This is a genomic window from Catenuloplanes indicus (assembly GCF_030813715.1).
GTDB classification, from domain to species: Bacteria; Actinomycetota; Actinomycetes; order Mycobacteriales; family Micromonosporaceae; genus Catenuloplanes; species Catenuloplanes indicus.
Genome location: NZ_JAUSUZ010000001.1, coordinates 4,957,982 through 4,983,227, shown reverse-complemented (window position 1 = coordinate 4,983,227; position 25,246 = coordinate 4,957,982). Strand labels below are relative to the sequence as shown.

24 protein-coding genes and 1 tRNA gene are annotated in these 25,246 nt (G+C 70.2%); 11 read left to right on the top strand and 14 right to left on the bottom strand.

Features of this window, described 5'->3' with window-relative positions:
* The first annotated feature begins 3 nt into the window (after positions 1–3).
* From J2S42_RS22400 to J2S42_RS22390, 3 genes are read left to right on the top strand one after another with little or no spacing between them, the layout of a single operon-like run.
* Entirely contained in the window at positions 4–1,314 is a 1,311-nt protein-coding gene (locus tag J2S42_RS22400; protein WP_307242109.1) for a class E sortase, read from the top strand.
* Positions 1,315–1,318: 4 nt separating this feature from the next.
* Positions 1,319–1,594, top strand: a complete 276-nt coding sequence (locus J2S42_RS22395) for a hypothetical protein (RefSeq protein ID WP_307242107.1) — start codon at positions 1,319–1,321, stop codon at positions 1,592–1,594.
* A 2-nt stretch (positions 1,595–1,596) separates the two neighbouring features.
* Positions 1,597–2,241: an aminodeoxychorismate/anthranilate synthase component II gene (locus tag J2S42_RS22390; RefSeq protein WP_307242105.1), complete on the top strand. Its 645-nt coding sequence runs from the start codon at positions 1,597–1,599 to the stop codon at positions 2,239–2,241.
* 72 nt (positions 2,242–2,313) lie between these two features.
* On the opposite strand, the gene pknB is transcribed toward J2S42_RS22390, so the two are convergent.
* The 7 genes from pknB to J2S42_RS22355 form a co-directional block, all read right to left on the bottom strand.
* Positions 2,314–4,107 (bottom strand): Stk1 family PASTA domain-containing Ser/Thr kinase, encoded by a 1,794-nt coding sequence (gene pknB / locus J2S42_RS22385; RefSeq protein WP_307242103.1) that lies wholly within the window; start codon positions 4,105–4,107, stop codon positions 2,314–2,316.
* A complete protein-coding gene (locus tag J2S42_RS22380) occupies positions 4,104–5,552 on the bottom strand; it encodes a serine/threonine-protein kinase (protein WP_307242102.1) in 1,449 nt (482 codons plus the stop codon). Before J2S42_RS22380 ends, pknB begins: the two co-directional genes overlap by 4 nt.
* Positions 5,552–7,072 carry a peptidoglycan D,D-transpeptidase FtsI family protein gene (locus J2S42_RS22375; protein WP_307242101.1) on the bottom strand — a complete coding sequence of 507 codons (1,521 nt, stop codon included), beginning with the start codon at positions 7,070–7,072 and terminating at the stop codon, positions 5,552–5,554. Before J2S42_RS22375 ends, J2S42_RS22380 begins: the two co-directional genes overlap by 1 nt.
* Entirely contained in the window at positions 7,069–8,520 is a 1,452-nt protein-coding gene (locus J2S42_RS22370; RefSeq protein WP_307242099.1) for an FtsW/RodA/SpoVE family cell cycle protein, read from the bottom strand. Before J2S42_RS22370 ends, J2S42_RS22375 begins: the two co-directional genes overlap by 4 nt.
* A 77-nt stretch (positions 8,521–8,597) precedes the next feature.
* Positions 8,598–10,067: a PP2C family protein-serine/threonine phosphatase gene (locus J2S42_RS22365; RefSeq protein ID WP_307242097.1), complete on the bottom strand. Its 1,470-nt coding sequence runs from the start codon at positions 10,065–10,067 to the stop codon at positions 8,598–8,600.
* Entirely contained in the window at positions 10,064–10,549 is a 486-nt protein-coding gene (locus J2S42_RS22360) for an FHA domain-containing protein FhaB/FipA (RefSeq protein ID WP_307242095.1), read from the bottom strand. The genes J2S42_RS22365 and J2S42_RS22360 overlap by 4 nt, the downstream gene beginning before the upstream one ends.
* 5 nt (positions 10,550–10,554) lie before the next feature.
* Positions 10,555–11,391: an FHA domain-containing protein gene (locus J2S42_RS22355; RefSeq protein ID WP_307242094.1), complete on the bottom strand. Its 837-nt coding sequence runs from the start codon at positions 11,389–11,391 to the stop codon at positions 10,555–10,557.
* 288 nt (positions 11,392–11,679) lie between these two features.
* Between J2S42_RS22355 and J2S42_RS22350 the strand changes: the two genes are divergently transcribed.
* The 5 genes from J2S42_RS22350 (at position 11,680) to J2S42_RS22330 (ending at position 16,162) form a co-directional block, all read left to right on the top strand.
* A tRNA-Leu gene (locus tag J2S42_RS22350) sits at positions 11,680–11,762 on the top strand.
* A 308-nt stretch (positions 11,763–12,070) separates the two neighbouring features.
* Positions 12,071–13,150 (top strand): NAD-dependent epimerase/dehydratase family protein, encoded by a 1,080-nt coding sequence (locus J2S42_RS22345; RefSeq protein WP_307242092.1) that lies wholly within the window; start codon positions 12,071–12,073, stop codon positions 13,148–13,150.
* Entirely contained in the window at positions 13,147–13,953 is an 807-nt protein-coding gene (locus J2S42_RS22340) for a WecB/TagA/CpsF family glycosyltransferase (RefSeq protein WP_307242090.1), read from the top strand. Before J2S42_RS22345 ends, J2S42_RS22340 begins: the two co-directional genes overlap by 4 nt.
* Positions 13,954–14,027: 74 nt before the next feature.
* The gene (locus J2S42_RS22335) at positions 14,028–15,404 is read left to right on the top strand and encodes a hypothetical protein (protein WP_307242088.1); all 1,377 of its coding nucleotides are present in this window, start codon (positions 14,028–14,030) and stop codon (positions 15,402–15,404) included.
* On the top strand, positions 15,401–16,162 hold the full coding sequence (locus J2S42_RS22330) for a 3-ketoacyl-ACP reductase (RefSeq protein WP_307242086.1): 762 nt from the start codon (positions 15,401–15,403) through the stop codon (positions 16,160–16,162). The genes J2S42_RS22335 and J2S42_RS22330 overlap by 4 nt, the downstream gene beginning before the upstream one ends.
* Here the strand turns inward: J2S42_RS22330 and J2S42_RS22325 are convergent, their stop codons facing one another.
* A complete protein-coding gene (locus tag J2S42_RS22325; protein ID WP_307242084.1) occupies positions 16,163–16,414 on the bottom strand; it encodes a hypothetical protein in 252 nt (83 codons plus the stop codon).
* A gap of 300 nt (positions 16,415–16,714) precedes the next feature.
* Here J2S42_RS22325 and J2S42_RS22320 point away from each other — a divergent pair, with 300 nt between their 5' ends.
* Positions 16,715–17,332: a hypothetical protein gene (locus tag J2S42_RS22320; RefSeq protein WP_307242082.1), complete on the top strand. Its 618-nt coding sequence runs from the start codon at positions 16,715–16,717 to the stop codon at positions 17,330–17,332.
* 825 nt (positions 17,333–18,157) lie between these two features.
* On the opposite strand, the gene J2S42_RS22315 is transcribed toward J2S42_RS22320, so the two are convergent.
* From J2S42_RS22315 to J2S42_RS22305, 3 genes are all read right to left on the bottom strand, one after another.
* Complete coding sequence (locus tag J2S42_RS22315) at positions 18,158–18,625, bottom strand: hypothetical protein (RefSeq protein WP_307242081.1); 468 nt, start codon at positions 18,623–18,625, stop codon at positions 18,158–18,160.
* Positions 18,626–18,727: 102 nt separating this feature from the next.
* Positions 18,728–18,946, bottom strand: coding sequence for a DUF397 domain-containing protein (locus J2S42_RS22310; RefSeq protein WP_307242079.1), 219 nt, complete (start codon positions 18,944–18,946; stop codon positions 18,728–18,730).
* A complete protein-coding gene (locus tag J2S42_RS22305) occupies positions 18,916–19,791 on the bottom strand; it encodes a helix-turn-helix domain-containing protein (protein ID WP_307242078.1) in 876 nt (291 codons plus the stop codon). The genes J2S42_RS22310 and J2S42_RS22305 overlap by 31 nt, the downstream gene beginning before the upstream one ends.
* Positions 19,792–20,214: 423 nt before the next feature.
* Here J2S42_RS22305 and J2S42_RS22300 point away from each other — a divergent pair, with 423 nt between their 5' ends.
* Positions 20,215–20,505: a hypothetical protein gene (locus J2S42_RS22300; protein ID WP_307248931.1), complete on the top strand. Its 291-nt coding sequence runs from the start codon at positions 20,215–20,217 to the stop codon at positions 20,503–20,505.
* Positions 20,506–20,510: 5 nt separating this feature from the next.
* On the opposite strand, the gene J2S42_RS22295 is transcribed toward J2S42_RS22300, so the two are convergent.
* Positions 20,511–21,461 carry a PASTA domain-containing protein gene (locus tag J2S42_RS22295; protein ID WP_307242076.1) on the bottom strand — a complete coding sequence of 317 codons (951 nt, stop codon included), beginning with the start codon at positions 21,459–21,461 and terminating at the stop codon, positions 20,511–20,513.
* Positions 21,462–21,603: 142 nt separating this feature from the next.
* On the opposite strand from J2S42_RS22295, the gene J2S42_RS22290 reads away from it, so the two are divergent.
* Positions 21,604–22,896 carry a hypothetical protein gene (locus J2S42_RS22290; protein ID WP_307242074.1) on the top strand — a complete coding sequence of 431 codons (1,293 nt, stop codon included), beginning with the start codon at positions 21,604–21,606 and terminating at the stop codon, positions 22,894–22,896.
* Positions 22,897–22,924: 28 nt separating this feature from the next.
* Here the strand turns inward: J2S42_RS22290 and J2S42_RS22285 are convergent, their stop codons facing one another.
* Together J2S42_RS22285 and J2S42_RS22280 are read right to left on the bottom strand one after the other, a co-directional pair.
* Positions 22,925–24,397, bottom strand: coding sequence for a glutamate-cysteine ligase family protein (locus J2S42_RS22285; protein WP_307242072.1), 1,473 nt, complete (start codon positions 24,395–24,397; stop codon positions 22,925–22,927).
* A 228-nt stretch (positions 24,398–24,625) separates the two neighbouring features.
* A complete protein-coding gene (locus J2S42_RS22280) occupies positions 24,626–25,198 on the bottom strand; it encodes a YceI family protein (RefSeq protein ID WP_307242071.1) in 573 nt (190 codons plus the stop codon).
* Positions 25,199–25,246 lie beyond the last annotated feature (48 nt).

Below are 25,246 nucleotides of genomic sequence, written 5' to 3'. Positions count from 1 at the left end.
CCGATGAACAGCGACAAGCCGCCGTCCGGGCGCCGCGGCCAGCCCGCGACGTACGCCGCGAGCACCTACTCACCCACGCCCGCCGAGCCGGAACCGCCCGCCGCACCGGTGACTCCGCCGGCCGGGGAGAGCACCGCGATAATCCCGCGGGTCTACGGTGGCACCGCGCCGAACCCGCCCGCTCGCCGGCCGTCGCCGTTCCCGAAGGACCCGCGCGCCGCTCAGCCCGGCGCATACGGCACGAACAGCGACACGCAAACCACGGCGCCCCTGCCGGCCCACCCGGCCGGTCCGCGCCCGCCCACGATGTCACCGCGGCAGGCCACGCCGCCGCTGGACACGACCACGGCCCGGCCCAAGGTCTCCCCGCCGCTCTCCGACCAGACCGCGCAGCTGCCGGCCGCGGCCCCGGCCCGACCGCACCGGTCCGCGCCCGCCGCACCGGCGTCACCGATCGCGGAGCCCACGATGATGATGGGCGCGATACTCGGCGACTCCAAGCGACCGCGTACGGAGGAGCCGCCGGCGCCCGAGGGCGGTGGCAAGCACGCCGAGAACAAGATCCCCCGCGGCGCCAAGGTCGTGCGGCTGCGCGCGGAGCGGGTCGAGGACGGCTACAAGAGCGTCTACTCCGAGCTGACCCGGCCCACCTGGTTCACCCGAACCATGGCGGTCGTGCGCGGGGCCGGTGAAGTCATGATCACCTTCGGCCTGATCGTGCTGCTCTTCGCGGCGTACGAGGTCTGGGGCTCCGGCGCGGTCGTCGACGCGCACCAGAGCGACCTGGACGAGCAGCTCAGCCAGGCGTGGGACAACGCGCCCACGGTCGGCCCGACGCCGACCGTCTCCGCCGAGGCGGCGCCGGACGGGCCGGTCGGCCGGCTCTACATCCCCCGGCTCGACAAGCGGTGGGTGGTCAACCAGGGCGTCACCCCGGAGGACATCCGGTACGCGCCCGGCCACTACCCGAACAGCGCGATGCCCGGCGAGGTCGGCAACTTCTCCGTCGCCGGGCACCGCAACCGGGCCACGTTCTGGGCGCTGGACGAGCTGGTCGAGGGCGATCCGATCGTGGTCGAGACCAAGGACTCCTGGTACATCTACCAGGTCACGATGGAGCACATCGTGAAGCCGAACCAGGTCGAGGTGGTCGCGCCGGTGCCGAACCAGCCCGGCGCCGAGCCGACCAAGCGCATGCTCACGCTGACCACCTGCAACCCGAAGCTGGACAACTACGAGCGGCTGATCATCCACGCGGAGCTGAGCAGTCAGGAGCCGCGCGTGCCCGGCGAGAAGCCCTCGGTCCTGGAGTAGTCACATGTACGCGTGGATCTGGCGCAAGCTGCCGTTCGGCACGCCCGGCAAGATAACCGGCTCGCTGCTGATCACCGGCGTGCTGGTGGCGCTGCTCTGGTACGTGGTCTTCCCTTGGGCCGAGCCGATCCTGCCGTTCGACGACGTGCAGGTCGGCGACGACTTCGGCACCACGACGCACGCACCGGCCGGCGGCGGGGACGGCACACCCGCGCCCGGCGACGGCCACGACGTGCCCTACGACACCACCACCAACAACCCCGAGCCGACGGCGAGCTGACGATGCGCATTCTCGTGATCGACAACTACGACTCGTTCGTGTTCAACCTCGTGCAGTACCTCGGCCAGCTGGGCGCGGAGTGCGAGGTGCGGCGCAACGACGAGATCGACGTCGCGGACGTCGGCCGGTCCGGCGCCGCCGGGGTCCTGCTCTCCCCCGGCCCGGGTACGCCCGAGCGCGCCGGGATCATGATGGACGTGATCAGGGCGTACGCCGGGAAGATCCCGCTCTTCGGCGTCTGCCTCGGCCACCAGGCGATCGGCGCCGCGTTCGGCGCCACCGTGACGCACGCGCCGGAGCTGCTGCACGGCAAGACGTCGCTGGTCTCGCACAAGGGTGACGGCGTGCTGGCCGGCCTGCCCGACCCGTTCACCGCGACCCGGTACCACTCGCTGGCCGTCGTGCCGGAGACACTGCCGGACGAGATCGAGGTGACCGGCACGACCGAGACCGGCGTGGTGATGGCGATGCGGCACCGCACGCTGCCGGTCGAGGGTGTGCAGTTCCACCCCGAGTCGGTGCTCACCGAGGGCGGCCACACCATGCTGGCCAACTGGCTCGCCGCATGCGGCCTGTCCTCGGCCCTGGAGCGCGCGCCCGAGCTGGCCGCGGAGGCGGAGAACCGCCGCCTGGGCGCGTTCGTCTGATTCGCGCCGCACCTCGCGGAAACGGCCGAGGGCCGTGACCTCCATGGTCACGGCCCTCGTTCGTACGGTGTGTCAGTCCGCCTCGCCGGTCGGTGAGGCCGGCGGCGGCGTGGTCGGGCTGTTGTTCCCGGGCCCACCCGGTTCCTCGGACTCGTCCGGGCCGGCCGTCGTCGGGTTCGCCTGCGGTTCCTGCGGCACGGTGATCGTGATCCGCACGCGGCTGCCCTTCTCCGCCTGGCTGCCACCGTTCGGGCTCTGGTCGGCCACGACCGGTGCGGTACCGGCCGGAACGGACTGCCCCGGCACCTCTTCCACGGTGAAGCCGGCCTGCTCCAGTACCGCGCGTGCCGCGGCCGGGGACTGCCCGGTCACGTTCGGCACCTCGGCCATGTTGCCGCGGGAGACCTCCACCACGATCGTGGTGCCCTTCGGCACCGAGTCGCCCACCTTGTCGACCTTCACGACCTGACCCTCCGGGGCCGTGCCGTTCACGTCCCGGCGCTCGGGCTCCAGGCCCGCGTCGGTCAGCTCCTTCTGGGCCGCGTCCCACTGGGTGCCGACCAGGTTCGGCACCTGCACGGTGTCCTTCTCCGCGCACATGGTGAGCGTGACCGTGGAGCCCCGGTCGGCCGTGGCGTCGGCCTCCGGGTTCTGCTTCACGACCTGGCCGACCGTGCAGTTGTCGGTCTGCGGCTTCGGGTCGTAGGCGGGCACGAAACCGTCGTCCCGCAGCGCCTTCTCCGCGTCGTCCTTCGACATCCCGACGACGGAGCTGACCTGCAGAGTCGTCGGTTCCTCGCTCTGGTCCGGCCGGAACGCGATCCAGGCGATCAGGCCGATCACCACCAGCACCGCGAGCGCGCTCAGGCCGGCGACGACCCAGGCCGACGACTCCTTCTGCGCCGGGCGCGGCGGCACGCCGCCACCCTGCGGGATGGTCCGGGTCGCGCCGGTCATGCCGGAGGTGGCGCCGAGGTACTGCGTCTCGTCCTCGCGCATCACCGGCGTGGCCATCACCGGCCGGCCGGTGGCGGCGCGCAGCAGGTCCGCGCGCATCTCGCCGGCGCTCTGGTAGCGGTTCGCCGGGTTCTTCGACAGCGCCTTGAGCGCGATCGCGTCCAGGTCCGGGCCGGCCTCCGGGTTGAGGTCGCTCGGCGTCGGCGGCTCCTCTCGGACGTGCTGGTAGGCGACACTGACCGGGCTGTCGCCGACGAACGGCGGGTGGCCCACGACCAGCTCGAACAGCACACAGCCGGCCGCGTAGACGTCGGACCGGGCGTCGACCGGCTCGCCGCGCGCCTGCTCCGGGGAGAGGTATTGCGCGGTGCCGATGACCGCGCTGGTCTGCGTCATCGTGGTGGCGCCACTGGCCAGGGCCCGGGCGATACCGAAGTCCATGACCTTGACCTGGCCGGTCTGGGTCACCATCACGTTGCCGGGCTTGATATCGCGGTGGATGATGCCGTGCCGGTGGCTGAACTCGAGCGCGGCGCAGATGTCCGCCATGATCTCGAAGGCGCGGCGCGGCTGCAGACGGCCCTCGGCCGTCAGCACCTCCTTCAGAGTCCGCCCGTTGACGTACTCCATGACGATGAACGGCAGCTTCTCACCGGTGGGGGCGATCTCCTCGCCGGTGTCGTAGACCGCCACGATCGCGGGGTGGTTCAGGGCGGCGGCGTTCTGCGCCTCCCTGCTGAAACGCATCTGGAAGGTGTTGTCGCGGGCGAGATCCGTCCGGAGCATCTTGATCGCGACGTCCCGGCCGAGCCGGAGGTCGCGGCCTTGGTGCACCTCGGCCATACCGCCATAGCCGAGCAGCTCGCCGACCTGGTACCTGCCGTTCAGCAGGCGGGCCTGCGCAGTCATCTCGTCTGTCGTCCTTCGGTCATGGGGAGCTCGTTCGTCCCCGGCGCCGGCTCGCCGCCGGCCTGGTCGTTGAACACATGCGGGACCGGTCGATCATTCTCGATCGCCCGGTCCGGGTCAATTCGCTCATCCCGACGGTACGACGCGGCCGGAAGAATGTCAGTTCCAGCCGCCGTGACGACCCTCGTCACACCCGGCGGAGTGCCGAGCGCGGTGGGGTTGTTCCGGCCGGCCAACCAGGCGATGACCCCCGCGCAGAGCAGCACCAGCAGGCCGAGCACGATCGCGAGCACGATCAGCACCTGCCGGCTGGTCGAGCCGCCGGCCGGCGGTGGGTACATCGGCGCGTAGTGCGGGACCTGCTGCGGCGCCCCGATCGGCGGCGGCACGGTCGCCGCCGCCCGGTACGGCGCCGCCGGCCCACTGGACACCGGCTGACCGCTGATCGGCGGTGCCATGCCCTGCTGCGGCCCGGGCACACCCGGCAGTGGACCCGGCACGCCCTGCTGGGGCACGCCGACCGCGGCCGGTGACGTCGGTGACGCCGGGCCGGTGGACGGCGGCGCGGAGACGCGGCCGGTGATCGGCGCGCCGGAGCTGGGCCGGTTCGCCGGACGGGGCGTGTTGGCCAGCGAGGCCGCGGCCTGACGTGCGGCGACGGCCATCGCGGCGGCGCTCGGGAAGCGACCGGCCGGTGCCTTGGACATGGCGCGCTCGACGATCGCGCGCGCGGCCGGCGGGATGTCGGCCGGCAACGGGCGCGGCGTGTCCCGCACGTGCCGCATCGCGATGTCCAGCGGGTTGTCGCCCTCGAACGGGCGACGGCCGGAGAGGCACTGGTACGCGACCACGCCGAGCGCGTAGACGTCCGAGGCCGGTGTGGCGGTCTCGCCCGAGGCCTGCTCCGGCGAGATGTACGCCGCGGTGCCCAGCACGGAGCCGGCCACGGTCAGCGAGCCGACCATGTCCGACCGGGCGATGCCGAAGTCGGTGAGCACCAGCGTGCCGTTCGGCCGGACCAGCAGGTTGCCGGGCTTGACGTCGCGGTGCACGATGCCCTTCTGATGGGCCGCGTGCAGCGCGTCGGCGGCCTGGGCGACCAGCGCCATGGTCCGGGCCGGGGTGAGCCGGCCGACCTTGCCGAGCGTACGGGAGAGCGCGTCGCCCTCCACGTACTCCATGACGAGGAACGCGACCTGGGTGTCGCTGCCGTAGTCGTAGATGTCGACCACGCCGGGGTGGTTGACGGTGGCCATCGTGCGCGCCTCGCCGCGGAACCGCTCCGCGAAGCCGTGCTCGTCCAGCAGCGCCGGGAGCAGGATCTTCACCGCGACGGTCCGGCCGAGCACCTCGTCGGTGCCCTTCCAGACGTCACCCATGCCGCCGCTGGCGATCCGCTCCTCCAGGCGGTAGCGACCGCCGAGCATGGCTCCGGGCGCGATCATCAGTTCCCGCCCCGCTCCGACGTGACGGCCTTGAGGATCTGACCGGCGATCCGGGTCGCCTCCGCGGAGCCGCCGTTGCCGGCCGCCTCCAGGAACACCGCGACCGCGGAGACCGGGGTGTCGCCCTTCATCGCGTAGCCGACGAACCAGCCGTGGTTGTCCGTGATGCCGTTCTGCGAGGTACCGGTCTTACCGCCGACGTCGTAGCCGTTGACCTGCGCGGACGTGGCGGTGCCGTTGTTGACCACGCTCTCCATCATGGTCTGCAGGTCGCGTGCGACGTCGCTGGAGACGGAGCGGCGCAGCTCCTCCGGGTTCACCGTGTAGTGCGTGGACGTCCGGTCCGGGCCGAGCAGCCGCTCCACCAGGTACGGCCGCATCTGTACGCCGTCGTTCGCCACCGCGGCCGCGATCATCGCGCCCTGGAGCGGCGTGATCCGCACGTCCTTCTGGCCGATCGCGGTCTGCGCCATCGCGGCCTTGTCCTCGGAGCCGTCCGCGTTGGCGACGTCGCCGACGTGGCTCGTGGCGACCGTCAGGCCGCTGTTCTCCTTGAGATTTCCGCAGGTCAGCGCCTCGTCCTCGAAGCCGAAGTCCTGTGCCTTCTTCTTGATCACGTCCCGGCCGAGCTCCACGCCGAGCCGGGAGAAGCTGGTGTTGCAGGAGACGGTCAGCGCGTCGATCAGCGAGATCTGCTGCTGCGGGCACACGTTCGCCGACGCGTTCGTGATCTCGTGGGTGGTGCCGGGCGCCACGTACGACGGGCCGGCCTCCAGCATGGTCTCCGGCGTGGAGCCGGCCTCCAGCGCCGCGGCCGAGTCGATCACCTTGAAGACCGAGCCGGGCGGCCAGGTCTCCGCCACCGCGCGGTTGAGCAGCGGCTTCGCCTTGTCGCCGTCGTAGGCGGCGAACGCGGCGTCGGTGTCCGCCTGGGTGTGGCTGGCCAGCGGCGACGGGTCGAAGCTCGGCATCGAGACCATCGCCTGGATGCCGCCGGTGGCCGGGTCGAGCGCCACCGCGGCGCCGACCTTCACGCCCAGCTTGTTCTCCTTCAGCTCCTTGTACGCCGCTTCCTGCGCCGCCTTGGAGATGGAGAGCAGCACGTTCCCGCCGGCCGCCTCCTCGCCGGTGAACATCGCGCGCACCCGGTCCGTGAAGAGCTCGTCGCTCTGCCCGGAGAGGTAGTCGTTCTCGAACCGCTCGACGGAGCTCGCGGTGCCGTAGACCGGCTTGTAGCCGGCCACGTGCGCGTAGACGTCGCCGAACGGGTACTCCCGCTGGTAGCGCAGCCGGCCGTCGGTGGACTTGCTCAGCGCCACCGCCTCCGTGCTGGTGCCGCCGGCGTGCACCTCGATGTTGCCGCGCTGCTTGTCGTACTCCACGTCGCGCAGGCGGAACGAGTTCCGCTCGTGCGTGCGGTACTCCTCGCCCTTGGCGGCCTGGACCCAGTTGAGATTCGCGAAGAGCAGACCGAACAACACCAGAATGACGATGCTGGCCTTGCGCAGGGGCGCGTTCACGGGCGGATCACCTCCGTCGGGGCGCCGTGCAGCTGCTGCGGCGCGGGCTTGCCACCGGGCGCCGTCGCGAGACCACCGCCCGAGGCGAGTGGACGGCGGGCCGCGTCCGAGATCCGGAGCAACATCGCGACCAGCATCCAGTTGGCCATCAAGGAGGAGCCTCCGGAGGAGAGGAACGGTGTCGTCTGGCCCGTCAGCGGGATCAGGCCGGTGATCCCACCGATGATGACGAAGACCTGCAAACCCAGGGTGAACGCGAGGCCACCGGCGACCAGCTTGCCGAACGAGTCCCGGACGTCCAGCGCGGCCCGGAGCCCGCGCTCGACGATGATCAGGTAGAGCATCAGCAGCGCGACCAGGCCGAAGAGGCCGATCTCCTCACCCATGCCGGCGAAGATGAAGTCGTTCTGCACCTCGGGGATGATGCCGGGGCTGCCGCCGCCCGGCCCGGCGCCGAACAGACCGCCGGTGCCGAACGCGAACAACGCCTGTACCAGCTGATAGCCGTCGCCGTCGATGTCACTGAACGGGTCGAGCCAGATCGTGGCGCGGTCGTAGAAGTTCGCGAACGGGCCGCCGACCAGCTCACCCAGGTAGTACGCGAGGAACACGCCGCCGAAGAAGAGCAGCAGACCGATGATCAGCCAGCTGGACCGCTCGGTCGCGACGTACAGCGTCACCACAAACATGCCGAAGTAGAGCAGCGCGGTGCCCAGGTCCTTGACGAACACCAGGAGCAGCAGCGACATCATCCAGACCACGAGGACCGGGCCGAGGTCGCGGCCGCGTGGGAAGTCGATGCCCAGGAACCGCTTGCTGGCCAGCGACAGCACCTCGCGCTTGCGCACCAGGTAGAACGCGAAGAACACGACCAGCGCCAGCTTGCCGAACTCTCCGGGCTGGATCGCGAACGAGCCGAACCGGATCCACAACTTGGCGCCGTTGACCTCGGAGTATTGCGCGGGCAGCACCGCCGGGATCATGATCAGGATGATGGCGCCCAGACCCAGCGTGTACGAGTAGCGCGACACGTTCCGGTGGTCGCGGATCAGCACCAGCAGCGCCGCCGCCATGATCACCGAGATCAGCGTCCAGGCCAGCTGACGTCCACCGCCGCCGGCGAACGCGCCCCGGTCCGCCGCCTCGGCCACGCCGCTCACGTCGTCCAGGTCCAGCCGGCGCAGGAAGCCCACGCCCAAGCCGTTGAGCAGCGCGGCCGCCGGGATGATGGCCGGGTCCGCGAACGGCGCGAGGAACCGGATCACCACGTGCAACGCCAGGAACACCCCGGCGAGCGCCGCGGTCGGCACCCAGAAGTCCGGGGTGATCGTGTCGAGCATGGTCGCCTCGACGGTCGCCGAGTACGCCAGCACCAGTAGCAGCGCCAGCGCCAGCAGCGCAAGCTCGCTGTTGCGGCGCTTGGTGCTGTCGATCTTGAGTCGCGGCATCTCGCCCGTTGAGGCGGGCGTGGGTGCCGGTGCTGCTGGCGCTGTCACAGTTCTTCCCTGCGGTCGATGGTGCCGGCTCAGCCGGCCGGCCGACAGCTCGCCGGGTCGGCGACCGGCGGAACGTCAGGCGCGGGTGTCTCGGCGGCGGACGTGGTCTGCGGTGCGCTCGGCGACGGTGAACCGGGCGCGCTGGTGGTCGGCGCGGCGGTCGCGGAAGCACTGCCGGACGGGGTAGCCGCCGGCGTGGCCGGTGCCGCGGAGGACGGGGCCGGGGTCGGGCTGACCGTCACCGGGGGCACGGTCACGCAGGCCGGCTTCAGGTTCGGGTTCGACGGCGAGTCGGTGGTCAACTCGTTCAGCCGACGCTCCGCGTCCGACCGGTCGTTGGCGACGATGCCCTTCTTGACCCGGTCCTGCGCGACGACGGTGAGGTCGTCGAGCGTGGCGGCGTCGCTGGTCTCCTGCACGCTGGACAGCGCGAAGCCGGCTATCTCCCCGGGCACGCCCTGGAAGACCGCGAGCCGCCCGTCGTCGGTGGCGCCCACGTAGTACTGCGACTGCGTGTACTGCCAGCCGCCCCACACGCCGCCGGCCAGCACCGCGAGCAGCGCCACCGAGAGCACGGCGGTGCGCACCGGGTGCCGGCGCGGCCCTTCCGAGGTCTCCTCGGCCGGTGCCGCCTCCGACCCGTTCTCCGAGTCGGGCGTGGCGGACCGCGGCGGGTTCAGCGCGGACGCGCGCGCGGCGGGCGTGGACGTGTCGGTGACGGCGCCGAAGCCGCGGTCACCGGCGGCCGCACCGCCGACCATCGGAGCGAGCTCCACGATGTCGCCGTCGGTGGCGTCCGCGACCACGACCGTGATGTTGTCCGGGCCGCCGCCGCGCAGCGCGAGCTGGACCAGCCGCTCGACGCACTGCTGCGGATCGACGTACTCCCGGAGCGTGTCGGCGATGGTCTCCGAGCTGACCACGGCGGAGAGCCCGTCCGAGCAGATCAGGTAGCGGTCGCCGGGCAGCACCTGGCGGACGCTGTACTCCGGGTCGATGTCCCGGCCGTCGAGCGCGCGGGTCAGCAGCGACCGCTGCGGGTGGCTGCCGGCCTCCTCGGGGCTGATCCGCCCCTCGTCGACGAGCATCTGGACGTACGTGTCGTCCTTGGTGATCTGCGAGAACTCGCCGTCGCGCAGCAGGTACGCACGGGAGTCGCCGATGTGCACCATGCCGAACTTCGAGCCCGAGAAGAGGGCGGCGGTGAGCGTGGTGCCCATGCCCTCCATCTGCGGGTTCGCGTCGACGGTGTCACGAAGCTGCTGGTTCGCTGTTTCGACGGCGTTCCGCAGAGCGTCGACCAGGGCACTGCCGGGGACGTCCTCGTCCAGCGGAGCCATCGCACCGATCACGATGTTGCTGGCGACGTCGCCGGCGGCCATGCCGCCCATGCCGTCGGCCACGGCGAGGAGCCGCGGCCCGGCATAGACGGAATCCTGGTTGCCGTCTCGAATCAGACCGCGGTCACTGCGTGCCGCGTAGCGCAGGGTCAGAGTCATGGCCGCAACTCAAGAGAAGTGCGCCCGATCTTGATCGGAACGCCCAGGGGGACGGGGGTAGGTCCAGTGACCTTAGCGCGGTCGAGATATGTCCCGTTCGTCGAGCCCATGTCCTCAAGGAACCATTGGCCGTCTCGGGGCATCAGGCGCGCGTGCCGTGCGGACGCGTAATCGTCCGTGATCACCAGCGTGGAGTCCTCGGCACGGCCGATAGTGATCGGAGCCTCACCCAGGGTGATGCGCGTGCCGGCCAGCTGACCGGCGGTGACCACCATCTGCCGCGCCGCGCGGCCACGCTTGACCTTCGCCGCGGGACGCGCCTGATTGAGGGCCGCGCCCACCCCCCGTGGCGCGGCCACCAGACGGCTGGACCGCGCGCCGGCGAAGAGGTCTCGCCGGATCACGCCGACCACCGTGAACACGAAGATCCACAGAAGGACGATCAGGCCTATCCGGGCGACAGTGAGGACGAGCTCTGGCAAGGCGCCTAGCCGTCCACGCGGAACGTCAGCGTGGTCGTCCCGAGCTGGATCATGTCGCCGGGATTCAACGCGACCGCGGAGACCCGCTGCCCGTTGACCATAGTCCCGTTCGTCGATCCGAGATCGGTCAGCACCACCTGGCTGCCGTCGAAGTCCAGCCGCGCGTGCCGGCGGGAGATGCCGACGTCCGGCAGACGCAGGTTCGCCTGGTCGCCACGGCCGATGACGGTCGAGCCGATCTGCAGCGGGTAGGTGCGGCCGTCGCCGGAGACCAGGCGGATGTTGCGCCCGCCCGGGGCACCGCCGTGCGGCGGGTAGCCACCCTGGTCGTAACCGCCCTGGTCGTAACCACCCTGCTGGCCGTAGCCACCCTGGTCGTAACCGCCACCCTGGTCGTAACCGCCACCCTGGTCGTAGCCGCCCTGCATCGGGGCGACCTCGCCACCGGTGTAGACCTCGGCCGTGACCCGGAACATGCCGGTGTCCAGACCGTCGCCGCGCTCGATCTCGACGATCACGTCGCCGTAGACGGTCCAGGCCTGCTCACCGATGAACTCGGCCTGGGACTGCGCCAGCTCCTGCGCGAGCGCAGCAGCGTACGGCGCAAGGCGACTGTGGTCGTACGGCGAGAGGTCGATCACGTACCGGTTCGGGACCAGAGTGCGCCCGCCGGCCAGGATAGCCTTGTGCGCCTCGGCCTCTCGTTGCATGGCGTTGAGGATCTCCACGGGGTGGACGACCCCCTTGAAGACCTTGGCGAAGGCCCCTTCGACCAGGCCTTCCAATCGCTTCTCGAAGCGTTGCAGCACGCTCACCGGCTCCTCCTCGGGTTCCGAGGACATGATGGTATCCGGCCGCCGCACACGCAGCTCGCGTGGCAAACGACCGCTGGTTGCCAGTCTTCATACAGGGACTGGTGGGTGCCGTGCTACTCTTCCGAGGCATCACGGGCGGAAAGCTGCTCACAGCAACAGTTTCGTGATGCGAGCCTTGGACAGCGTAGTCTGTTCGGGCACCTCACAAGAACAACGCAGCGGAGTTGTTATCGATGCTGCAGCTGATCTTGAGAGACCGGGAACCCCCCGAAGCAAAGGCCCTCGGGCCTATGCCCTAGGGTAGTTCTCAGCCACGGGGATGTGGCGGAATGGCAGACGCGCACGGTTCAGGTCCGTGTGTCCGAAAGGACGTGGGGGTTCAACTCCCCCCATCCCCACGAGAGTCCTAGGGCCCCTGTGTTCGCGGAAAGCGCGAACCGGGGGCCTCTCGTCATTCCGCCCCGGGGCCGAGCCCCGGGGGCCCCGCGTTCCGGATTCTTGCGTTCCGGCGTGGGCGGTAGTGCGTGCCGGCGTGGGCGGTAGTGCGTGCCGGCGTGGGCGTCGAGGACCAGAACACCGACAAATTCCTTCCCATCGTACGGTTGGGTGTGCCCTTTTAGGGGTGGTTTTTGGGGTTGCGTTGTGGTTTGCGAGTCGTTGGAGTTCGTGAAAGCTACGGCCTCGGCTCGTGATCGTGGGGTGTCTGGTGAGTGTTGCGCTGGTGACCGGGGCGGGAGGGCTCATCGGGTCGGAGGCGGTGCGGCACTTCGCAGGGCTGGGGCTGGATGTCGTCGGGGTGGACAACGACATGCGGGCGCAGTTTTTCGGGCGGGAGGCGTCGACCGCGTGGAACACCCGGCGGCTGGTGCGTGATCTCGGGCCGCGCTATACACACTTTGAGCTGGATATTCGCGATCGGGAAGGGCTCTCCTCGGTCTTCAAGAAGTTCGGCTCCGATGTATCGGCTGTGATTCACACCGCAGCGCAGCCGTCGCATGACTGGGCGGTTCGGGATCCGTTTACGGATTTCGATGTAAATGCGGTGGGGACGCTGAATGTTCTGCAGAATGTGCGGGAGCACTGTGAAGAGGCGGCGTTCATTCACTGCTCGACGAACAAGGTGTACGGGGACGGGGTCAACCGGCTGCCGTTCGTGGAGCTGGAGACGCGGTTCGAGCTGGCCGAGGGGCATCCGTTCGCGCGTGGCGTGACCGAGCAGATGTCCGTCGACCAGGTGCTGCACTCGGTGTTCGGGGCATCGAAGGTGGCGGCCGACGTGATGGTGCAGGAGTACGGGCGGTACTTCGGGATGCGAACCGTGGTGTTCCGCGGGGGAACATTGACCGGACCTGCGCATTCGGCCACTGAGCTGCACGGATATCTGGCTTACTTGATGCGGTGCAACATGGAGCAACGCGTCTACAAGATCTTCGGGTACAAGGGAAAAATGGTTCGTGACTCTATTCACAGTCACGACGTACTGACGGCGTTCGAGGCATTCTTTCGCGCCCCTCGATGCGGCGCCGTGTACAACCTCGGGGGCGGCCGCCGGTCCAACAGCTCGCATCTCGAGGCGTTCGCGCTGGCGGAGTCGATCACAGGGCTACCGATGCGGACGGAGTACGTGCCGGAGCACCGGATCGGTGACCACCGCTGGTGGATCGGGTCGAACGCGGCGTTCGAGCGGGACTACCCGCAGTGGCGGCAGGTCTACGACGTGCCGATGATCCTGCGGGAGATCTACGAGGCGAACGCGGACAAGTGGGTCCCGGGGTTCGTCTCATGATTGCCCGGGGCAAGCGCAACGTCCTCGGCGTACTGGTGGACGTGGTCGACTACGAGTCGGCGGTCGACCAGATCATCGAGGCGGCGCGGCAGCGGCGGCCGTTCGCACTGACCGCGCTGGCGGTGCACGGCGTGATGACCGGCGTGCTGGATCCGGCGCACAACGCGCGGCTGAACGGCTTCGACCTGGTCACGCCGGACGGACAGCCGGTGCGGTGGGCGCTCAACCTGCTGCATCAGGCCGGGCTGGCAGACCGCGTCTACGGGCCGGAACTGACGCTGCGCGTACTCGGCCGGTGCTCGGCCGAAGGACTGCCGGTCTACCTGTACGGCTCCACCGAGGACACGCTGTCGCTGCTCGTACCGGCGCTGTACCGGATGTTTCCCGGCATCCGGATCGCGGGCGTGGAGTCGTCGAAGTTCCGGCCGGTCGAGGCGGGCGAGGACGAGGAGATCGCGGCGCGGATCACGGCGTCCGGCGCGCGGCTGGTCCTGGTCGGGCTCGGCTGCCCCAGGCAGGAGGTGTTCACGTACGCGATGCGGCCGCTGCTGGACATGCCGCTGCTGGCGGTCGGCGCCGCCTTCGACTACCACGCCGGCCTGCTGCGGAACCCGCCGGCGTGGATGCAGCGCGTCGGCCTGGAGTGGTTCTGGCGGCTCGGGCTGGAACCCCGGCGGCTGTGGCGGCGCTACATCGTGCTGAACCCGGCGTACCTGGCCCGGCTCGGCGCGCAGAAGACCAGGCTGTGGGACGCGCGCCCGCCGGAACCAGCGAACGAGCGCCCGCCCACGTTCTCCATCTGAAAGCAGGGGTTCCATCCAGGGAAGCGCTTTCCTATGCTGTGGCGGCACGCCGACACCGACGGAAGGGCGCCGCCATGAAGATCGACGACGGGCTCGGCCCGGCAGACCTGCTGCCGAAGATCGAGCGGCTCTGGGCGGCCTCGGCCGCGAAGATCGAGTCGATCGAGCAGACCTGCCCGCCTGGCTCCCCCTCGCCGGTCTTCACCGTGGCGGGGCGGTACACGGCCCGCGGCTGGACCGAGTGGACCCAGGGCTTTCAGTACGGCTCCGCAATCCTCCAGTTCGACGCGACCGGCGACGAGCGGTTCCTGACCATCGGCCGGGACGCCACCGTGAACGTGATGGCCGGGCACGTCAGCCACATCGGTGTGCACGACCACGGGTTCAACAACGTCAGCACGTACGGCAACCTGTGGCGGCTGGCGAACGAGGGCCGGATCGACGCCGGCGACCGGAACTTCCACGAGCTGGCCCTGAAGATCACCGGTGCGGTGCAGGCAGCCCGCTGGCAGCGCACACAGGACGGCACCGGCTACATCTACTCGTTCAACGGGCCGCAGTCGCTGTTCGTGGACACCATCCGGTCGTGCCGCGCGCTGGCCGTCTCGCACCTGCTCGGGCACGCGCTGATGGGCGAGCACGACGAGAGAATCTCGCTGCTCGGCCGGATCGTCGAGCACGCGCGTAACACCGCCCGATTCAACATCTGGTACGGCGAGGGCCGCGACTTCTACGACGTCCGCGGCCGCACCGCGCACGAGTCGCTGTTCAACGTGAACGACGGTCACTACCGCGCGCCGAGCTCGCAGCAGGGCTACTCCCCGTTCAGCACCTGGACGCGCGGCCTGGCCTGGGCGATGCTCGGCTACCCGGAGCAGCTGGAGTTCCTCTCGACGGTCTCCGACGACGAGCTGGAGGCATTCGGCGGGCGCGCGGAGATCACCGCGATGATGCTCGACGCGGCCACCGCGACCTGCGACTTCTACCTGGAGCACACGCCGGTCGACGGCATCCCGTACTGGGACACCGGCGCGCCCGGCCTCGTCCACCTCGGCGACTACCTGGGGCGGCCGGCCGACCCGTACAACGCGCACGAGCCGGTCGACTCGTCCGCGGCCGCGATCGGCGCTCAGGGCCTGCTCCGGCTGGGCCGCTACCTGAGCGCGAACGGGCGCGTGGCGGACGGCCGGACGTACTGGCAGGCCGGGCTCACCGTGGCGAACGCGCTGTTCGCGGAGGCGTACCTGTCCACCGATCCGGCACACCAGGGCCTGATCCTGCACTCGGTCTACCACCGGCCGAACGGCTGGGACCACGTGGCGCAGGGGCAGCGCGTACCGAACGGCGAGTCCAGCATGTGGGGCGACTACCACGCCCGTGAGCTGGCCCTCTACCTCCAGCGCGTCGCCCGCGACGACCCTTACCACACCTTCTTCGGGGGTACGCGATGATCGCGCTCGTCACCGGTGGCTCCCGCGGCATCGGCCGTGGCATCGTGCTCTCCCTGGCCCGGGCCGGGTACGACGTGGTGGTCAACTACGCCGGCAACGTGGACGCCGCGAAGGAGGTCGCCGCGGAGGTGGAGGCGCTCGGCCGGCGCGCACTGATCGTGCAGGCCGACGTCTCGGTGGCCGCGGACCGGGAGCGGCTGCTGGCCGAGTCCTACGCCGCGTTCGGCCGGCTGGACCTGCTGGTCAGCAACGCGGGCGTGGCGCCGACCGTGCGGGCGGACATCCTGGAGGCGGACGAGGAATCGTTCGACCGGGTGCTCGGCATCAACCTCAAGGGCCCGTACTTCCTGATCCAGTCCGCCGCCAACCGCATGATCGCGCAGCCGGAGGGCGAGACCCGCCCGAAAATCGTGATCATCTCATCGAACAGCGCGTACACCGCGAGCGTGAACCGCGGCGACTACTGCGTGTCGAAGGCCGGCCTCGGGATGGTCACGCAGCTGTTCGCGGCGCGGCTGGCCGAGCACGGGATCAACGTCTACGAGATCCGCCCCGGCATCATCGCCACGGACATGACCGGCGCGGTCACCGCGAAGTACGACGATCTGATCTTCAACCGGGGTATCCAGCCGATCCGCCGCTGGGGCCGGCCGGACGACGTGGCCCGCGCGGTCGTCGCCGTCGCCACCGATTTGCTGCCGCACAGCACCGGCGAGGTGATCAACGTGGACGGCGGCTTCCACCTGAAGACGCTCTGATCAGGGGCAGCCGCTGGGGTGGCGGATGGCGGCGGGGATCGCGGCCATCCGCACCAGCACCTGGCGCGGGTCGCGCGGGTTGCCGACGTCGTCGAGACGCACGCCGCGCACGAAGACCCACAGCCCGTCCGGCAGGCGCTGGACGTGCATCACGTCGTCAACCAGCAGCGTGAGGCCGCCCGCGCCGAACTTGTAGTCCCCCTCGGCGAGGGCCAGCACGTCACCGCACTGCACCGCGGCACCTGGCTCCACATCGACAAGACTGCCCCCGCCAGACCCAAAAATGCAACTCCCAGTTTTGTGGGTGTTGCATTCGCGGTGGAGGAAGACGGGGTCCCGGGCACAACGAGGTGCGCGGGACCCCGGCCGACCCTCCCCAGGCCGGTCCCTGCCGCGCCGCACTGGGCGCGAAACCTGTCCCGGCAGGTTATGGCGCCGCACCCCTCGATCGCTAGATCCGAAATAGTCGGATATTTCGCGCTGCCCCTACGGGTAGCGGACCAGGGCACGTCCCGGATTCGCTGCGCGTCGATGTGGGTAACGCTGAGCGTCATGACCGAAGCCGTGCACCTCGGGGCCATGCTCGCTCTCGCCGCCGTCTGGCTCACCGCCGGCGTCCTGGCCGACGGCCTGCCCGACGCGCCGTCCGCCCGCGCACTGCGGCAGCGGTCCGGCGCGGTGCTCGCGCTCGCCACCAGCGGCCTCGCCGTCCTGATCGCGCTGGCCCTGATACCGGCCCCCGAGTGGTCCCCGGCCACGCCCGGCACGGTCGACCCACGCCTGCTCTCGGTGCTCCTCCCGCTGATCCCGGCCGTCTTCGCCGCCGGCTTCACGCTGCGCCGCGTCGCCCGGATCCGCACCGCCACGTCCGCGTTCACCTCGGCACCCGGCGTCCCCCTGCCGCCCGCACTGCGTGCCGGCGCCGCCCACCCACTGCTCGCGATCCCGCTGCAGGCCACCGCCCTGGCCGCCGCACTCGCCTCCGCCGTCACCGCCACGCTGGCCACCGGCTGGCTCGACCCGGCCGGCTCCGGCGCGATCGCCATCCTCATCACCGGCCTGACGCTCGCCACCCTCGTCCTCGCCGTCCGCCACGCCCTGCGCCACAGCCGCCTCGCCGAGGGCGCGATAACGGTCCGCCGCGCCTCCACCGCTGCCCTCAGCCGCTGACCCAAACCCCAGATCTTCCCGCTCCCGGCGTAGTGCGGCCCGCATGCTCCCGCGGGCACCGGTCGGCCGCAGGCGGCCTCCCTTCCGGTCCCGCATCGGCAAGACCAAAACCAGCCGGCCCGAACACCCGCACAGCGACGCACCGAAAGCGCCGCCCCTACGTTCTCCAGCTATCCCCCACCCGCCTTATTCCGAATGTCGGGCGCGCGGCGCCCGCGGACGGCACTCCCCCACCCCCAGCACCAAAACCACGCCACCCGAACCACAGACGCGAACACACGCGGCCCGGTCACGCGGCACACGGGTTAAGCGGCGCGGTCACGGTCATGGTGACGTGGCACGGTCCTGCGGCACGCGGCCCCGCCACGCGACACCCGGTTACGCGGCGCGGTCACGATTACGCGGCGCGGTGACGGTGACGCGGTCGCGGTGACGCGGCATGCTGCACGATGACGTAGCGCGTCACGCGGCACGCGCGCGGGATTTGACCGCGCATTCGCGTGGCTCTTCGATGAACAGCGGCGTAATGGGCCCGGATGGGCGGACCACAGCGGAGAGCCAGCGGCGGAAACTTCCCCGCGCTATACAGCGCGACAGACGCCCGGTGCGGGACACACCGGCGGTGCGTAGGCCGGGAGCGGAGTTGCGTGGGGTTCTGGTGACCCACGGCGGGACCGGCTCCGGACGGCGGACCGGAGCGGAGCGCCAGCGGAGTCGGAGGGAAGCCGGAGGTTTGCCCGCGGGAGCATGCGGGCGGCACCACGCCGGAAGCGGGAAAATCGGCTTGGTGGCTCTTCGAGCCTTGCCGGGCCGCGGGAATGGCGGTCAGCGGCGGTCGAGCGCGCCCTGGGTGTAGATCAGTTCCAGGATGGCGCGGGTCGCCTCGAACCAGCGGTCCAGCCAGCCCGGCTCGGGGAGGGAGCCGCGCGGTGGCAGCTCGAGGAGCAGGCCGCGGAGCAGTGGGTGGTCCGCGAGAGGGCCCGGGTCGGAGGTGTCCGGCCAGCCGGTGGTGGGGAAGACGGGCTCCTCCAGGCCGGCCAGCGCCAGTGACGGCAGCCGGGGGTTGTGGTCGATGGACGGCTCGTCGAGCGCGCCGGAGCGCGGGCTCAGTTCGACGTCGGGGCCGACCTCGCCGGAGAGGACCCGGTCGCGCTGGATCGGACGGTACCCGTTCAGGTGACCGGCGAACCGGTCCTGAGTCGCCGATCCGTTGCCGAGGTTGTCGGGGCCAATGCTCACTGCTCTCGCCTGCCTTGCTCGCTTCAACTCGGCCCGGCGCAACACCGGGTTCATGAGTGCAACGAAGGTCCTGGCGATCCGGCCACGGCGAAAATGTCTGTTTTGCGGGCGTCCGGTGGGCCGGACGGCAGCGTACGGCCCACCGGACGAGTGTCTCTAGAGGTCGAACTCGCCGTTCTTGGTGCCGGCGAGGAAGGCGGACCAGCCGCCCGGCGCGAGGATCAGCGCCGGACCGTTCGGGTCCTTGGAGTCACGAATCGCGATCGTCGGCGTGACGAAAGCGATCTCCACACAGTTGTCGCAGTTGGGGCCGCTGCGAGAACTCTTGCGCCACGTCGCGCTGCTCAGGTCAGGCCCCGCTGTCTCCACTCCCACAATGGCTCCTTCGCCAGGTCCGCTAAGAGGGATACGGACTCCTCCGGTCGGAGGGCCGCGGCGCGGATGTGATCGAAGATGAAGACGTACTTCCGCAACTCGTCCGCCTTCTCCAGGAACAGCCCACCGGTCGCGTTCTCCGCGTAGACGACGTCGGTGTCCGTGGGCTCGGGGAAGTCGAGAATTGTGAACGTTCCGTCCATGCCGGCGTGCGCGCCCGCCGCGAACGGCAGGACCTGCAACGTCACGTTCGGCAGTTCGGCGGTCACGACCAAGTGGTGAATCTGAGCTCGCATGACCGCATCGCCGCCGACCGGCCGGCTGACTACCGCTTCATCGAGCACCATCCACAGGTCGATCGGGTCGTCCTGCATCAGCAACGATTGACGCTCCATTCGGACACGCACTCTCCGCTCCACCTCATCGGCGGAGATGTCCGGCCGGGCGGACCGGATCATCGCCCGTGCGTACTCCTCCGTCTGGAGGAGACCGGGAACAACCTGCTGCTCGTACGCCCGGACCGAGTTCGCCTCCGCCTCCAGACCGACGTATGCGCCGGTCAGGACGGTGCTGTACGGGTGCCACCAGCCCTTCTGCCGCGCCTCACGGGAGATCTGCACCAGTTCCGCGGACTCGTCGCCGTCAATGCCGTAGATGTCCAGCATTGCCCGGACATCTCGCGGGGTCGCGCTGGTGTGCCCGGTCTCGATTCGTGAGACCTTGGAGGTGGAACAGCGCAGGCGGTCGGCCACCGCCTCGATGGTCACACCGGCTTCTTCACGGTGTTTGCGCAGCTCGGCGCCGAGGCGGCGGCGTCGGACCGTGGGGCTTCGGCGCTGGGTCACCGCTACCTCCGGCTAAGGGGTGGACCGGCCGGATCAACCCGACCAGAAAGATCGAATCCGCGCTCACTATCGGCAGGACGTTCAGTCTGACGGGTATCTCGGAGGCCCATCAACCGGACCGGTATCCGGCGCACGGAAGCCGACGTGCAACTTGCATTGACTAGGCTCCTGATGCAATCTGTCTGTATGGCATGGGTCACTCAACGTTCCCGGTCTGCCCGTCCAAGTTGGACGAAGTCCGACATGACGGGCGGGGAGGCGGACCCGATACGACGCGCCACAGAGGACCGGCCTACCCTCACGCCGGTTCGATAACAATTCGCAGCCAGCGAAAACAGGTGATCAGAAACGCCATTCGTGGGCGCATCAGGCGTGCCACGGGACAAGACCGACGCAGCGAAAACCGCGGATCAAGGAGTCGATGTGTTGCCCCGGTCCGGCGATATCCTTTGCGTGACCCGTTCGGCGAGCGTTCAGTTCACCGAGCCGCTCTACTTCCGGGTGATCCGGGTGCACGATTGGCCGACCTACGACGGCTGGGTCTGGCTGGACGGCTACGAGCTCAATGCCGGCGGTGACGCCGTCGAGCGCCGTTCGATCTTCGTGCAGGTGGACGGGCTACGCCAGATCAACGCCTCACCGGAGGCGAGGGCCGGCGCCGCACCGCGACGACCGGGCCTCTCCACCTCGGCCGTCGCGGTCCGCAGTCGCTGATCAGGTCAGCCGTTCGGGCCCGGCTCGGTGGTCGGACCGCCGGTGGGCTCCGCGGGCGCGGTGGGCTCCGGCGCCCGGGCCACGGTGAGGGTGATCTTCGTGCCCTTCGGCACCACGGCGCCGCCCGGCGGGTCGGAGTCGATCACGGTGTTCGGGTCGAAGTCGTCCGTCGCCTGATAGACCAGCGCAAACGGCAGGCCGAGCCCGGCCAGCTCCTGCTGCGCCTCCTGCATCGTGTAGCCGGTCATCCGCGGCACCTCCACCTCGGCGGCCCGGGTCGGGCTCGGCGCCGCGGTGGTCTCCGGGGCGGACGGCTCCTCCGACGCCTCCTCGGTCGGCTCCGCGCTGGTCCGTTGCGCGGTCGGCGTCGCGGCGGCGGTCGCGGTCGGGGTCGGCTCCGGGTCGTCGCTGCCGCCGGTCTGCGTGCCGAAGTAGATGCCGGTGGCGAGCAGCAGGATCACCAGCAGCGCGATCACGCCCCACATGACCGGCATCAGCCACTTGCGGTTCGGCTCCTCCGGCGCGCTCCAGCCGGGGTCATCGCGGGAGAACGGGTCGGCCTGCGTGAACGCACCGGCCGGCTCGGAGGGACGCACGGACGCGCGCGCGGTCCACGGGTCCTGGCCGCCGGGGCCGGCCGGCCCACCCTGCACCGGATCCATCCGCCGGGTCTGATCACCGCCGGGGATCGGACGGTACGGCGCGGTCTGGTCGTGACCGCCGGAAACCGGGCGGTAGGGAGCGGTCTGGTCGCCGCCGCGCAGCGGGCCACCCTGCGGCGGGCCGCTCATCGGGCGCTGCAGGCGGGTCTCCTCGTTCGCGGCCCATGGATCGGCCGGTGGCCGGCCCGCGGCCGTGTGATCGTCACCGCCCCAGTACCGCGCGTCATCGCCGCGCCACTGCCGCGTCTCGTCGGGCGAGCCCTGGTCGTCACCGGGACGCCTGCCGTCAGCCATCGCTGTCCTCTCCGCGGAGACGGTCGCCAGTCCTCTTGGCGGTCGCCCTAAACCTATCGGCCGTTTCAGCTCGTTGCGGTAACGACCCGCTCCCAGTTCGCCTCCTCGCCTCGGGTGGCCCTGGCCCGCTACTCTCCCCCGCATGGCCGTACGAGGCTGGGGTGGATCGATCGCGTCGGCAGTCGGCGTGGCCGCGGGCACCGGCGCAGCACAGTTGGGGCTCGGTTACGGGCTCGGGATCATCGCATGGGTGCCGTCGCCGGACGGTTCCGCGGAGCCGGTCTGGGTGGCGAGCCTCACATGGGCCACCTGGATCGCGGCGACGTCCGTGATAGCCGGTGCGGTCTACGCGGACCGGCGCAGCGGCCCGAGTGCGCTGGCCGCGGATCCCACCGCGCGCAAGGTCAGCGGAATGCTGGAGCTGGTGCTCTGGCGTATCGCGCTGTGCCTTGCCGCCGCGCTCGGCGCGGCCGTGACCGTGGCGCTGGTCGCGGTGCCGGCCCGGGAGGCCGCGCAGGACTACACGTTCGCGCCGGAGACGATCGCGGCCGGCTACACCGTGATCGGCGTACTGGTCGGCCTGGCCGTGTCATTCGCCGCGATCTCGTCCGCGGCGATAGCGGCAAACGTGATCATCACGACCGCCTGGCTCTGGCTGCTCGCGATCGCGGCGACGGTCGACGGCGCGCTGTCCGGCCGCGGCTTCGCCGGTGCGCAGCTCGGCGTCTGGCGCATCACGGACGACGGCGAGGGCTACTGGATCCGCAGCCTGTACTGGCCGGGCGCCGCGATCTCGCTGTCCGCCGCGCTGGTCGCGGGCCTGGTCTCGGCGTGGTGGGGCGGTCGCCGCACCGACTCGAAGGTCGGCGTGTCGGTCTCCGGCGCGATCGGCCCGATCCTGGTCGCGGCCGCGTACTTCATGGCCGCCCCGCGCCCGGTCGGCATGGAGTCCTGGCAGGTGTCGGCCTACCTGATCGCACCGTACGCGGTGATCGCCGGCCTGCTCGGTTCCGTGATCATCGCGGCCGCCACGCCCCGCCCCTCCTACGAACGGGCGCTGCTCCCGGTCGACCTCGACGACGAAGACCCGGCCCCGACGGTACGCCCGGCGCTCACCGCCGCCCCGGAACCACTCCGCCCGCCACCGGCGGTCCCGGCGCAACCGGCGCCACCGGTACCGTCTCAGCCCCAGCCGGGAACCCCGAAACTGCGGTTGAAGCCCAAATCGGAGCGGCCAACGCTCGGCCTGGCCGACGAGGAGGACGGCACGGCCCCGAAGTCACGGCCGAAACGCCCGTCCCCGGCGGACAAGCCCGCCGACAAGCCGCCGGCTCCTGAGCTCGTCACCGATCAGCAGCCCAAGCCCACCGGCCGGGCCCGCGCCTCGGTCAAGCCGAAGCCGGTACCCCCGTCCAAGCCCGATACCAAGGACTGACCGCACCGGCGCGGGCAGCGACGGCCAGCTAGCATGGCCAGAGGTGGACCGGCTCGTTCGTACGCTGGAGTTCGGTGTAGGCGAGGACCATCTCGTGCAGGGCCTGGTCGCGGCTGCGGCCACGGCGCTCCGCGTCCGTGACCCGGGCGGTCTGCCAGCCGGCCCCGGTCTGCCCGGTGCGGCACCGGCCCTCGATCACCCCGAGGAGCCGGTCCCGCTCGGCCGGGTCGACGCCGAAGCGGTCCAGTCCGTCGTACGCCATCGGCAGCAGCGTGTCCAGGATCAGCTTGTCCGCCTGCGTCTCGCCCATGCCGGGCCAGTTGATGTACCCGTCGAGCCCGTGCCGCGCGGCCCGGTGGAAGTTCTCCTCGGCCGAGCTGAACGTGAGCTGCGACCAGATCGGCCGCTCCGCCTCGGCCAGCGCGCGGACCAGCCCGAAGTAGAACGCGGCGTTGGCCAGGATGTCGACCACGGTCGGCCCGGCCGGGAGCACCCGGTTCTCCACCCGCAGGTGCGGCCGGCCGTTCATGATGTCGTAGACCGGCCGGTTCCACCGGTAGACGGTGCCGTTGTGCAGCCGCAACTCGCCGAGGTTGGGCACGCCGCCGTCGTGCAGCACCGCGACCGGGTCCTCGTCGTCCAGGATCGGCAGCAGCGGTGGGAAGTACCGCACGTTCTCCTCGAACAGGTCGAAGATCGAGGTGATCCAGCGCTCGCCGAACCACACCCGCGGGCGTACCCCCTGGGCTCGTAGTTCGTCCGGGCGGGTGTCGGTGGACTGTTCGAAAAGCGCTATCCGGGTCTCCGCCCACAGCCGGCGGCCGTAGAGGAACGGCGAGTTCGCCCCGACCGCGACCTGGGCCGCGGCAACGGCCTGGGCGGCGTTCCAGTACGCGGCGAACGTGTCCGGCGCGACCTGGAGGTGGAACTGAACGCTGGTGCAGGCGCCCTCGGCCGCGATCGAGTCGACGTACGAGCGGACCCGCTCCGCACCGCGGATGTCCAGGTCCAGCGCCTCGCCGCGAGCGGCCATGATCTGGTCGTTGAGCGCGTGGTAGCGCGGGTTGGCGGAGAGGTTCTCGACGACCGTGTGCCGCTCGGTGAGCGTGGGCAGCACACCGACCATCATGATCCGCGAGTCGGACTTGCCGGCCCGGTCCTCCGCGCGATCCAGGCTGGTGCGCAGCGCGTGCTCGTAGTCGGCGAAGCCGGTGCCGGCGATCAGCCGAGGCGATGCGTTCAGCTCCAGGTTGAACCGGGCAAGCTCGGTCTGGAACAGCGGATCGTCCATGGTGGCGAGCACTTCGGCGTTGCGCATCGCGGGCTCGGCGTCGGCGTCGATCAGGTTGAGCTCGATCTCGAGTCCGGTGGTCGGGCGCTCGGCGTCGAACGCGAAGTCGTCGAGCATCAGGGCGAAGACGTCAAGGCACCGGCGCACCTTCCGCCGGTACTGAACCCTGTCTTCCCTGGTGAAAGCGGCTGAGGAGACGTCCTTGCCCATCTGTCCTCCCGGCGCACGGCAGTGACGGATCTATGTGGGTGAGCGACGCAGCTCAGGAAGACAAAGTGAGTCACAACGTCCCGTAAGCGTTACGGGACGCTCTGTCCACCATGCCACACGGGAACGTGTCACCTCTAGTGCTGGATAGATCACTTCCCACGTGCATGGGATTCCCAGAGATAGCAAAAACCCCCGGCCGTGCGGGCGGCCGGGGGTTTTCACGAAAGATCAGGCGCGGCGGATGGCCTCGGCCTCGATCTCGATCTTGACCTTCTTGCCGACGAGCACGCCGCCGGTCTCCAGGTTCTGGTTCCAGGTGATGCCGAACTCCTCGCGGTCGATCTCGGTCGTCGCGGAGAAGCCGATGACCTCCTGACCCCACGGGGACTTGCTGACGCCCTCGAACTCGACGTCCAGCTCGACGCGGCGGGTGACGTCCTTGATCGTCAGGTCGCCGTGCAGCTTGAACTCGTTGCCGCTGATCTCGGCCAGGCCGGTGCTGCGGAACGTGAGCTGCGGGTACTTCTCGATGTCCAGGAAGTCGCCACTCTTCAGGTGACCGTCACGGTCGCCCTGGTTGGTGTCGATGCTTCCGGCGTCGATGTCCGCGGTGACGGAGGACTCCAGCGGGTCCTCGGCGATCGTGACCACGCCGGTCACGGTCTTGAACTGACCGCGGACCTTGCTCACCACAAGGTGCTTGGCGACGAAGCCGACCCGCGAGTGATCGGGGTCGATGTCGTACACACCGGCGGCCGGGATGGACACGCCGTTGTAGTCGCGAACGTTAAGGTCACTCATTGGAAGGTCTCCCAGAAACAAGATCTGCGGTCAGGACGTCTGACTAAG

Coding starts and splice junctions, on each gene's coding strand:
- J2S42_RS22355 (WP_307242094.1), bottom strand. CDS start 11,391: ATGTCCTCGGAACCCGAGGAGGAGCCGGTGAGCGTGCTGCAACGCTTC.
- J2S42_RS22330 (WP_307242086.1), top strand. CDS start 15,401: ATGATCGCGCTCGTCACCGGTGGCTCCCGCGGCATCGGCCGTGGCATC.
- J2S42_RS22365 (WP_307242097.1), bottom strand. CDS start 10,067: ATGACTCTGACCCTGCGCTACGCGGCACGCAGTGACCGCGGTCTGATT.
- J2S42_RS22395 (WP_307242107.1), top strand. CDS start 1,319: ATGTACGCGTGGATCTGGCGCAAGCTGCCGTTCGGCACGCCCGGCAAG.
- J2S42_RS22340 (WP_307242090.1), top strand. CDS start 13,147: ATGATTGCCCGGGGCAAGCGCAACGTCCTCGGCGTACTGGTGGACGTG.
- J2S42_RS22280 (WP_307242071.1), bottom strand. CDS start 25,198: ATGAGTGACCTTAACGTTCGCGACTACAACGGCGTGTCCATCCCGGCC.
- J2S42_RS22335 (WP_307242088.1), top strand. CDS start 14,028: ATGAAGATCGACGACGGGCTCGGCCCGGCAGACCTGCTGCCGAAGATC.
- J2S42_RS22400 (WP_307242109.1), top strand. CDS start 4: ATGAACAGCGACAAGCCGCCGTCCGGGCGCCGCGGCCAGCCCGCGACG.
- J2S42_RS22315 (WP_307242081.1), bottom strand. CDS start 18,625: ATGAACCCGGTGTTGCGCCGGGCCGAGTTGAAGCGAGCAAGGCAGGCG.
- pknB (WP_307242103.1), bottom strand. CDS start 4,107: ATGACTGCGCAGGCCCGCCTGCTGAACGGCAGGTACCAGGTCGGCGAG.
- J2S42_RS22285 (WP_307242072.1), bottom strand. CDS start 24,397: ATGGGCAAGGACGTCTCCTCAGCCGCTTTCACCAGGGAAGACAGGGTT.
- J2S42_RS22320 (WP_307242082.1), top strand. CDS start 16,715: ATGACCGAAGCCGTGCACCTCGGGGCCATGCTCGCTCTCGCCGCCGTC.
- J2S42_RS22390 (WP_307242105.1), top strand. CDS start 1,597: ATGCGCATTCTCGTGATCGACAACTACGACTCGTTCGTGTTCAACCTC.
- J2S42_RS22370 (WP_307242099.1), bottom strand. CDS start 8,520: ATGCCGCGACTCAAGATCGACAGCACCAAGCGCCGCAACAGCGAGCTT.
- J2S42_RS22295 (WP_307242076.1), bottom strand. CDS start 21,461: ATGGCTGACGGCAGGCGTCCCGGTGACGACCAGGGCTCGCCCGACGAG.
- J2S42_RS22290 (WP_307242074.1), top strand. CDS start 21,604: ATGGCCGTACGAGGCTGGGGTGGATCGATCGCGTCGGCAGTCGGCGTG.
- J2S42_RS22380 (WP_307242102.1), bottom strand. CDS start 5,552: ATGATCGCGCCCGGAGCCATGCTCGGCGGTCGCTACCGCCTGGAGGAG.